The organism is Enterococcus durans NBRC 100479 = LMG 10746 (genome assembly GCF_001544215.1).
Classification (GTDB): domain Bacteria; phylum Bacillota; class Bacilli; order Lactobacillales; family Enterococcaceae; genus Enterococcus_B; species Enterococcus_B durans.
The window spans coordinates 1-7,983 of record NZ_BCQB01000080.1 but is presented as its reverse complement, the minus strand read 5'-3'; the positions used below and the strand labels follow the sequence as shown (position 1 = coordinate 7,983).

The following is a 7,983-nucleotide window of genomic DNA, read 5'->3' as shown; positions in this document are numbered from 1 at the left end:
TATTTTTGTTCTTTAAATGTATCTTTTAAATCTTCTTTTGCTGAATGAACATCTTCTTTTGCCATATCTTTCATCGTTTTCGCATCTTCTGCCACAGGTTTTGCTTCTTCAATACCCTCTTGGATTGTTTCTCCAGCAGCAGATGCAGTATCTTTTGCTTCGATCAGGATATCTTCTGTTGTATCTTTTGCAACGTCACCCATTTTGTTTACTGGTTTTTTCAAGTCATCTGCTGATTTTTTGAAACGATCAGATAGGTCTGCCGATTGTTCCTTTAGATTCAACAAAATATCTTCTGATTCATCTTCAACTACGTCAGCTGAATCATTGACTTTATTTTTCACATTTCCAGCAAGATCTCCTGCTTGTTGTGATAGATCTTGTGCTTTTTCTTTTGCGATGTCTGTCAATGTACTTGTTTTTTCTTTCGCCATATCTGTGTAATCTGAAGCCATGTCTAGAAAATCATCTGCTTGTGCTGCTAATTCATCTCTTAATTCTTTTCCTGATTTAGGTGCTAACAATAATGCTGCTACCGCTGCGGCTGTTCCACCGATTACTGCACCTAATAAAAATCCACCTTTTTTTGCCATGATTATTTTCCTCCTGTCGTTTCAGTATGTTTTTTATTTTTGAAAAATTTTAAAGCAGTCCCGCCAACTTTTCCAGCCACCGTTGCCTTGGCTGTCGTTTTGCCGATACCACCAACTTTCGTCACAATATTTTTGCTTGATACATTCAATTCTGAGACGCTTTCACTTAAATCAGCTACTGCAGTGAACAATGGATCGATAGTTGCTACCTTACCATTGATATCTAAAAGAAGTTCATTGCTTTTCACTAATAAACCTTCCACTTGTCTTGATAAAACATCGACATCTTTCGTTACAACTTCAATCGTTGTATTTGCTTCCGCGACTGTTTGATCAACTTTTTCTAATGTTTTTGATAATTGTAGTAAAACTTTTACGATGAAAACAACTAGCACTGCAAACGCAATCGCTGCAATCAATCCTGCAATTTCTCCGCCTGTCATAATTAAACTCCCTTCTGATACTCTTTCTATTAGAATAGCATTTTCACGTTTTTTAAACAAATAAAAAATAGTGAAAGAGTGTGGGACAAATCTAAAAATCAGTTTTGCTACAGACTTTCGAATAAACGGCGGGAGCAGAAGCAACTCCTTCTTAAATAAGCCGAAATTCACAAAAATTTGAAAAGCAATTTTCGTTCATTTCTTCTTATTTCTAGGAGTTAAACACTTCTGTCCCAGCCTCTCTCAAATAAATGGCGTCCAAAAATCAAGTTCTTCGGAAATTTCAAAAAAAAACGAGCAATACAAAAAGCGTATTGTTCGTTTTTTTCTCCAATTTCTCAAACCTAAACGACCTTCGTCTCGACCTCTTTCTTTAATAAAGATTATTTTTTATCTTCTTTTTTTGATTCAATCGTTTTTTTCATATTTGTAGATACGGAATGATCTTCCGCTTCTAATTCTTTCCCCAATGCTTTAATATATTCTCTCAAAGGTTCACCAACCTCTGGATGTGTCAAACCATATTCAATACTCGTTTTCATAAAACCAAATTTATCTCCGACATCATAACGTTTACCTGTAAATTTACGAGCAAAAACGCGTTGTGTTCGGTTTAAAGTATCAATGGCATCAGTTAATTGGATCTCGTTACCTGCACCTGGTTTTTGTTCTGCTAATACATCAAAAATCTCTGGCGTCAACAAGTAACGCCCAATAATTGCTAAATCACTTGGTGCTTTGCTTGGTTCAGGTTTTTCAACGAAATTCTTAACATTGTATAAGCCGTCTTCTAACTCTTCTCCAGGATTGATGATCCCATATTTCGATGTATCTTTTTGTGGTACTTGTATAACCGCGATGGTTGAAGCATGTGTACGTTCATAATCATCGATCAACTGTTGTGTCAACGGCACTTCATCTTCCATGATGTCGTCACCTAACATCACGACAAAAGGTTCATTTCCGATAAATGCACGAGCTTGTAAAACGGCATGACCTAACCCTTTTGGATGAGATTGACGGATGAAATGAAGATTGACATCAGTCGTTTCTTCCACTAATTTCAATAATTCAGTTTTTCCTTTTTCACTAAGGTTTGTTTCTAGTTCGATATTTGAATCAAAATGGTCTTCAATCGGTCTTTTAGCTTTTCCTGTGACGATCAAAATATCTTCGATTCCTGATTTCAATGCTTCTTCAACAATAAACTGAATCGTTGGTTTGTCAACAATCGGAAGCATCTCCTTAGCCATTGCTTTTGTGGCAGGTAAAAATCTAGTCCCTAATCCTGCTGCTGGAATTACTGCTTTTTTTACTTTCATGTGTCAACTCTCCTCTAAAATATTTTTAATGAAAACTCGTTTTCTTGTTTTCCATCTCGCAACATGATTTCTTTTGCTGCGGTTTTTACGTCTTTATGTTCATAAAGCACTTCGTAAATCGTTTGAGTGATGGGCATCTCTACGCCCATGATTTGAGCAAGCTCTTTTGCGGCTTGTGTGGTATTGACTCCTTCAACGACCATGCCCATATCTTCAAGAACCGATGGCAAGTCTTTCCCTTGACCTAACAAATTCCCAGCACGCCAATTTCTCGAATGAACACTAGTGCAAGTAACAATCAAGTCGCCTACACCACTTAGACCAATAAAAGTCAGTGGATTAGCTCCCATCGCTACACCCAGTCGGCTGATTTCTGCCAAACCTCTTGTCATGATCGCAGCCTTAGCATCGTCACCAAACCCTAACCCATGGATCGCGCCAGCACCGATCGCAATGATGTTCTTCAATGCCGCACCCATCTCGACCCCGATGACATCAGGGTTTGTATAGATTCGGAAATAATGATTCATAAAGAGTTCTTGGACGAATTTTGCCGCCTTTTGATCCGTACTAGCAGCGGTGATCGTTGTGATATCATGGTTTGCCACTTCTTCTGCATGACTTGGCCCAGATAAGACCGTCACAGCCTGTCTTTTTTCAACTGGCAATTCTTCCAAAAGGATCTCAGAAATCCGTTTATGGGTGTGTTGTTCTAGTCCCTTACTTGCGTGAATGATTATCGGTCTAGTCGTTAATTTATCTGCCAGTTCTTGGGCTACCGAGCGGATTGCTTTGGTTGGAATAACAAATAGGACAGCATCAACATCAGCAACTGCTTTTTCCATGTCTGTGAACGCATGGATCGTCTCCGCCATTTTAAGGTCTGGCAAATAACGGTGATTTGTATGTTGCTGGTTGATTTCATTCGCCTGTTCTTCACGATGTCCCCAAAGACGAACATCATGTCCATTTTCTGCAAGTACTTGTGCCAAGGCCGTTCCCCAAGAACCAGAACCTAAGAACGCCACTCTATATTTCATTTTACCACTCCTGCTAATTTTTTCATTTTATTCGCTCACAAATCAGATCAAAAACTGGTCTTTTCCTAATGAACGATCATAATCAGGAAGATTTTCTTTCTTTCTTCGCCAAATAAATAGAATGATCGTACCGATGAATAACACGGCAGATAGTAATTGAGAAATACGGATCACTCCAAGGAAGTACAAGCTATCTGTTCGTAATCCTTCGATAAAAAATCGACCAAAGCTATACCACATCAAATAGACGAGCAACACTTCCCCTTTTTTCAGAAGATGTTTTTTGTTTCTTAAAATCAACAACAAAACAAAACCGATCAAGCTCCACATCGATTCATATAAAAAAGTCGGCTGACGGTAAATTCCTTCAATATACATATTATCAATAATAAATTGTGGAATATGCAAGCTTTCTAAAAAAGCTCTTGTTGTGTTCGGTCCATAAGCCTCGTGGTTCATGAAGTTTCCCCATCGTCCAATTGCTTGAGCGAGTAGAACACTTGGTGCTGCAATATCTAAAAATGTCCACATAGATATAAAATGATATTTTGTAAAAAAGTATAAAGTGATCGCCCCAGCAATCAAGCCACCATAAATCGCTAATCCGCCTGAACGGATATTGAATATTTGGATCGGATCAGCAAGGTATTGAAGAAGATCAAATAAGATATAGTACAAACGTGCACCAATAATCGATAAGGGTAAGCCCCATAACATAAAATCAGTCACATCATCAGCTTTCAGCCCTACTCGAACTGCTTCACGGCTGCTAAGCCACATGGCAATGATGATCCCTGAAATAATGATCAGTGCATACCAATAGATAGGTATCCCTAGAAAATCAAAAGCCACTCTGTTTATTTGTGCCAACATGTTTCCACTCCTTGCTACTGTCCACCAGAATTTTCTTCGATCAAACGGCTCAATCTTTCTTCAAACGTCTTCGTTGCGTCAAATCCCATTGTTTTTGCACGGAAATTCATAGCAGCTACTTCAATGATGATCGCTACATTTCGCCCAGTTTTCACAGGAATCTTGATTTGTGGAATCCCCACTTCAGCGATTTCTACTGAAGTATCTTCTGATCCTAAACGATCATATTTTTTATCTTTTGCCCATGCTTCTAAATAAACCGCTAATTGGACTTGCATCGATCCACGTACAGCACTGGCACCAAATAGATTCATGACATCGATGATCCCGATTCCTCGGATCTCAATCAGATGTTCCAAAATTTTTGGTGGTTCTCCGATCACAGTCAATTCATCTTGCTGGTAGACATCCACTCGATCGTCTGCGATCAAACGATGTCCCCGTTTGATCAATTCTAACGCTGTTTCACTTTTACCGATTCCGCTATCCCCTTGGATCAATACGCCTAAACCATAAACATCGACTAGTACACCATGGACACTCGTCCGAGGCGCTAACCTTCCGTCTAAGTAGCTGGATAATTCTCCAAGTAGACGGGATGTCGAGATTGGTGAACGTAATACTGCCATCCCATGTTCATTCGCTGCTTGGATCATTTCTTCGGATGCTGGTAAACCTCTTGAAATAATAAATGCCGGCATATCCTCACTGCACAGCCGTCTCATGATCATCAATCTTTCTTCAGGCATCATTCGTTCAGCAAACGTGATTTCTTTACTGCCGAACAACTGTAGGCGATCATGTGAATAATAATTAAAATAACCGGTTAATTCTAAGCCTGGTCTTGAAATATCGCCAGTTACGATAACACGCTCCAAACTCTTCTCGTCACCAGTTACGATTTCTAATGATAATTTTTCTACCAATTGGCTTACCTTTACAACTTCTGCCATTCGTGTTACCTCATTTCTATTAGAGTGTTCCCCTTCATTTTATCATTGTATAGCAAAAAGTACTACCAAATAAAAAAAACGTTTTATTTTACGATCGTTTCGTACTTTTTGAATGAAAAAAGCAAAAAAAATCGACATGAACGGGGGGAATCAGTTCATGTCGACTCTTTAGCCATAAGGCGTATATTGTCGTTATTTTCTACTATTATGTTCACTAACGATCACATTGACGAGCGCCATCAAGATAGCGACAAATAGTGCCGCTCCGAATGAAGCAAACCCGAAATTACCCTCTCCTATAAAGAAAGAGGTCAATTTCAAAATTGCTGCATTGATGACGAATGTAAACAAGCCAAGAGTTATCAGCGTAAATGGCAATGATAATATCGTTAAGATCGGTTTAACGAACATGTTCAATAGTGATAACACAAAACTTGCCAAAACTGCAGTCCAAATACTATTTACATAGACTACATTTGGAAAAAGAACTGCTAATGAGATAAAAGTCAGCGAATTGACGATGATCCGTTGAAGGTAAGACATTAAAAGTCACTCCACTCATCGTCATCGACTTTTTCTGCCTCTTTACGTTTTTTTGTTTGTTCACGATAGTTGTTGTTTTCATAATATTGGTTATCGTGTCCATAACTTGTACGATTCTTTCGTGCTGATGGAATGATCAGCGCCAATAGGATATATAAAATAATCGGACTGCCAAAAGCAACCAAACTCAAGATCACATAGATCACTCGAACAACTGTAGGGTCGATTCCGAGATATTCTGCAATCCCAGCTAATGTACCTGTTAAGACGATATTATTATTTGACTTTGTCAACTTTTTTTTCATTTTTGATTCACCTCTGTCCTATCATTGTAATTGAAGAAAAAGGTTGTGACAATAGTACCTTTTTCACTATTTTTTAAACTACTGTTCACAGCATGACAATTATAAAAATCCTGCTGTGAACAGCTGGCTTACATCTCTGCGTCTTTTAGATAGATGCTGCCTGTTGTTGTTGTTAATTGAACTGTAGCTACACCATCTTCTGATAAACGGCGGAATTGTAGCATTTGGTTTGTCCGTTCTTTTTTCTCACGGACTACTTCATAATCGGATAACCGACTATTGATACTTCCTAAACTAGTTTTCGCATTTCCTTCTAATCCGATCGTACTTGGTAATGCTACTTTGACATTTCCATTCACAGAGCTTGCCTCGATTTTTTTCAAACGATCCTCTTTGATCGTTAACCGCACATCTCCATTGACTAAAGAAACAGATAGATTTTCAGGTGTAGCTCCAACCGTAACAGTGCCGTTCACTGTTTCAATGATAGAATCTAAAATCGCACCATCACGTATATCGATATTTCCATTTACACCTTCTACTTCAAGCATGGTAGCTGTAAGATGGTTGACTGTGATATTTCCATTTGTTGATTTCGTATAGATATCTTTGCCTTCTAACTCATCAATCGTGATATTTCCATTCAACAATTTGATTGCTGTATGGTCATATACTCTTTTCGGAAGGTAAAAGACTAGATCTGCACGAACACGCTTATTTGGGATCTGGAATGAAAGATGGTCATCATTCACTTCGATCTGGCTACGTTCTAAAAATGCTTCAAATGGTTCTGCATTCATTTTTCCATATAATTTGATTTTCGCTTCAACTTTAACATCTTCGCTATCCCATGTCTTCAATACCACATTCCCATTGGCTGCTTTGATATCGATGATGCTTGCTTCTGGAGCTTCATAATAAAATTCATGTTCAAATTTCGTTGTAGCAATGCCTGGTACACGAAGATTGACATCTTTCCATTCCATATTGTCAATGACAGTTTCAGAAACAGATTGGAAAGTCTTACGCAAGAATTTACCTAGATGCGTTCCTGCTTCAGACATTTTTTCGCCTACTTGGTTCAATGTATCATTGGCCTGTTCTTTCCAATCATCAGGAATCTCAAATTTTTCTGAGAATGTTTCTTTCTTTTCTGACCACTGGTTTTTACGGATATCTTTTAGTTCTGCTTCTAATTTTATACGTTCTTCTGTTAAAATATCTCCTGCAGCTTCTAATTCTTTGATTTCATCTTCTAACGTTTTTCGTTGTGTTAATTCTTCCTCAGAAAGCTGATCTAATTCTTCTTTTGTATTCAGCTGCATCAATGTTTCCTGTTTTTCATTACGTACAGCTTTGTTTTCAGCCAATTTCTCATTGACTTCATCCAAATGAGCAGAAGTCTTATTTGCTTCCGTTGCTAGTTCATCTAAGATTTTTTCTAGATTTTCTTGGTCTTCTTTTTCTTTTTGTTTTGGATCTATTTCTGGCTGTTCTTCTGTTACACCATTTTCTAATTCATCGATCACTTGATTTTTTTCTTTATGACTGGCAGTTACTCTATCCGCTTCTTTTGCAATTTGTTTTTCATCTTTTTCTGTTGCCATACTTTCTAATAGGTCCAGTCCTTCTTCAGTTGAAAGGACTCCTTTTTTAACTAGATCTAAAATACGTTCTCTTTCTTTCATGGAAATTGCCTCCTTAAGCAAAAATGGTTTGCAAGCTTTTCCTTACATACATATTATGCACCGAATGCGTTAAAAAGTCATAGGACTTAAGTTGTAACTTTTTCTCCATCTCTAGTTGCTATTGGTTTTATGAAGAATTTATGGGGCATTTCCACTTGATATGATTCAATCCCATCGTCTCTCTTATTCTGTATACTAATTATCTAAAAAAAGATGAAAGACC

9 protein-coding genes are annotated in these 7,983 nt (G+C 37.9%); all 9 read right to left on the bottom strand.

Annotated features, from left to right (window positions below; genetic code table 11):
* On the bottom strand, nt 1-593 hold a 593-nt coding region (locus ED2_RS13770; protein ID WP_016177425.1), incomplete at its 3' end, for a YtxH domain-containing protein.
* Between the two features lie 2 nt (nt 594-595).
* A complete protein-coding gene (locus ED2_RS13765) occupies nt 596-1,036 on the bottom strand; it encodes a DUF948 domain-containing protein (RefSeq protein ID WP_005880392.1) in 441 nt (146 codons plus the stop codon).
* 383 nt (nt 1,037-1,419) lie between these two features.
* On the bottom strand, nt 1,420-2,358 hold the full coding sequence (gene galU / locus ED2_RS13760; RefSeq protein WP_060789898.1) for a UTP--glucose-1-phosphate uridylyltransferase GalU: 939 nt from the start codon (nt 2,356-2,358) through the stop codon (nt 1,420-1,422).
* Nucleotides 2,359-2,372: 14 nt separating this feature from the next.
* On the bottom strand, nt 2,373-3,398 hold the full coding sequence (locus ED2_RS13755) for an NAD(P)H-dependent glycerol-3-phosphate dehydrogenase (protein ID WP_016177422.1): 1,026 nt from the start codon (nt 3,396-3,398) through the stop codon (nt 2,373-2,375).
* 42 nt (nt 3,399-3,440) lie between these two features.
* Nucleotides 3,441-4,271, bottom strand: a complete 831-nt coding sequence (gene lgt, locus ED2_RS13750) for a prolipoprotein diacylglyceryl transferase (RefSeq protein ID WP_016177421.1) — start codon at nt 4,269-4,271, stop codon at nt 3,441-3,443.
* A gap of 14 nt (nt 4,272-4,285) precedes the next feature.
* Nucleotides 4,286-5,224: an HPr(Ser) kinase/phosphatase gene (gene hprK / locus ED2_RS13745; RefSeq protein WP_016177420.1), complete on the bottom strand. Its 939-nt coding sequence runs from the start codon at nt 5,222-5,224 to the stop codon at nt 4,286-4,288.
* A 192-nt stretch (nt 5,225-5,416) separates the two neighbouring features.
* Nucleotides 5,417-5,767, bottom strand: a complete 351-nt coding sequence (locus ED2_RS13740; protein WP_005880401.1) for a phage holin family protein — start codon at nt 5,765-5,767, stop codon at nt 5,417-5,419.
* Nucleotides 5,767-6,072 carry a PspC domain-containing protein gene (locus ED2_RS13735; protein WP_016177419.1) on the bottom strand — a complete coding sequence of 102 codons (306 nt, stop codon included), beginning with the start codon at nt 6,070-6,072 and terminating at the stop codon, nt 5,767-5,769. The genes ED2_RS13740 and ED2_RS13735 overlap by 1 nt, the downstream gene beginning before the upstream one ends.
* A gap of 128 nt (nt 6,073-6,200) precedes the next feature.
* A complete protein-coding gene (gene liaX / locus ED2_RS13730; RefSeq protein ID WP_016177418.1) occupies nt 6,201-7,760 on the bottom strand; it encodes a daptomycin-sensing surface protein LiaX in 1,560 nt (519 codons plus the stop codon).
* Nucleotides 7,761-7,983 lie beyond the last annotated feature (223 nt).

What these genes read in the sequence shown, in the direction of transcription:
- ED2_RS13765 (WP_005880392.1), bottom strand. Translation starts at nt 1,036, where the DNA reads ATGACAGGCGGAGAAATTGCAGGATTGATTGCAGCGATTGCGTTTGCA.
- galU (WP_060789898.1), bottom strand. Translation starts at nt 2,358, where the DNA reads ATGAAAGTAAAAAAAGCAGTAATTCCAGCAGCAGGATTAGGGACTAGA.
- ED2_RS13755 (WP_016177422.1), bottom strand. Translation starts at nt 3,398, where the DNA reads ATGAAATATAGAGTGGCGTTCTTAGGTTCTGGTTCTTGGGGAACGGCC.
- lgt (WP_016177421.1), bottom strand. Translation starts at nt 4,271, where the DNA reads ATGTTGGCACAAATAAACAGAGTGGCTTTTGATTTTCTAGGGATACCT.
- hprK (WP_016177420.1), bottom strand. Translation starts at nt 5,224, where the DNA reads ATGGCAGAAGTTGTAAAGGTAAGCCAATTGGTAGAAAAATTATCATTA.
- ED2_RS13740 (WP_005880401.1), bottom strand. Translation starts at nt 5,767, where the DNA reads ATGTCTTACCTTCAACGGATCATCGTCAATTCGCTGACTTTTATCTCA.
- ED2_RS13735 (WP_016177419.1), bottom strand. Translation starts at nt 6,072, where the DNA reads ATGAAAAAAAAGTTGACAAAGTCAAATAATAATATCGTCTTAACAGGT.
- liaX (WP_016177418.1), bottom strand. Translation starts at nt 7,760, where the DNA reads ATGAAAGAAAGAGAACGTATTTTAGATCTAGTTAAAAAAGGAGTCCTT.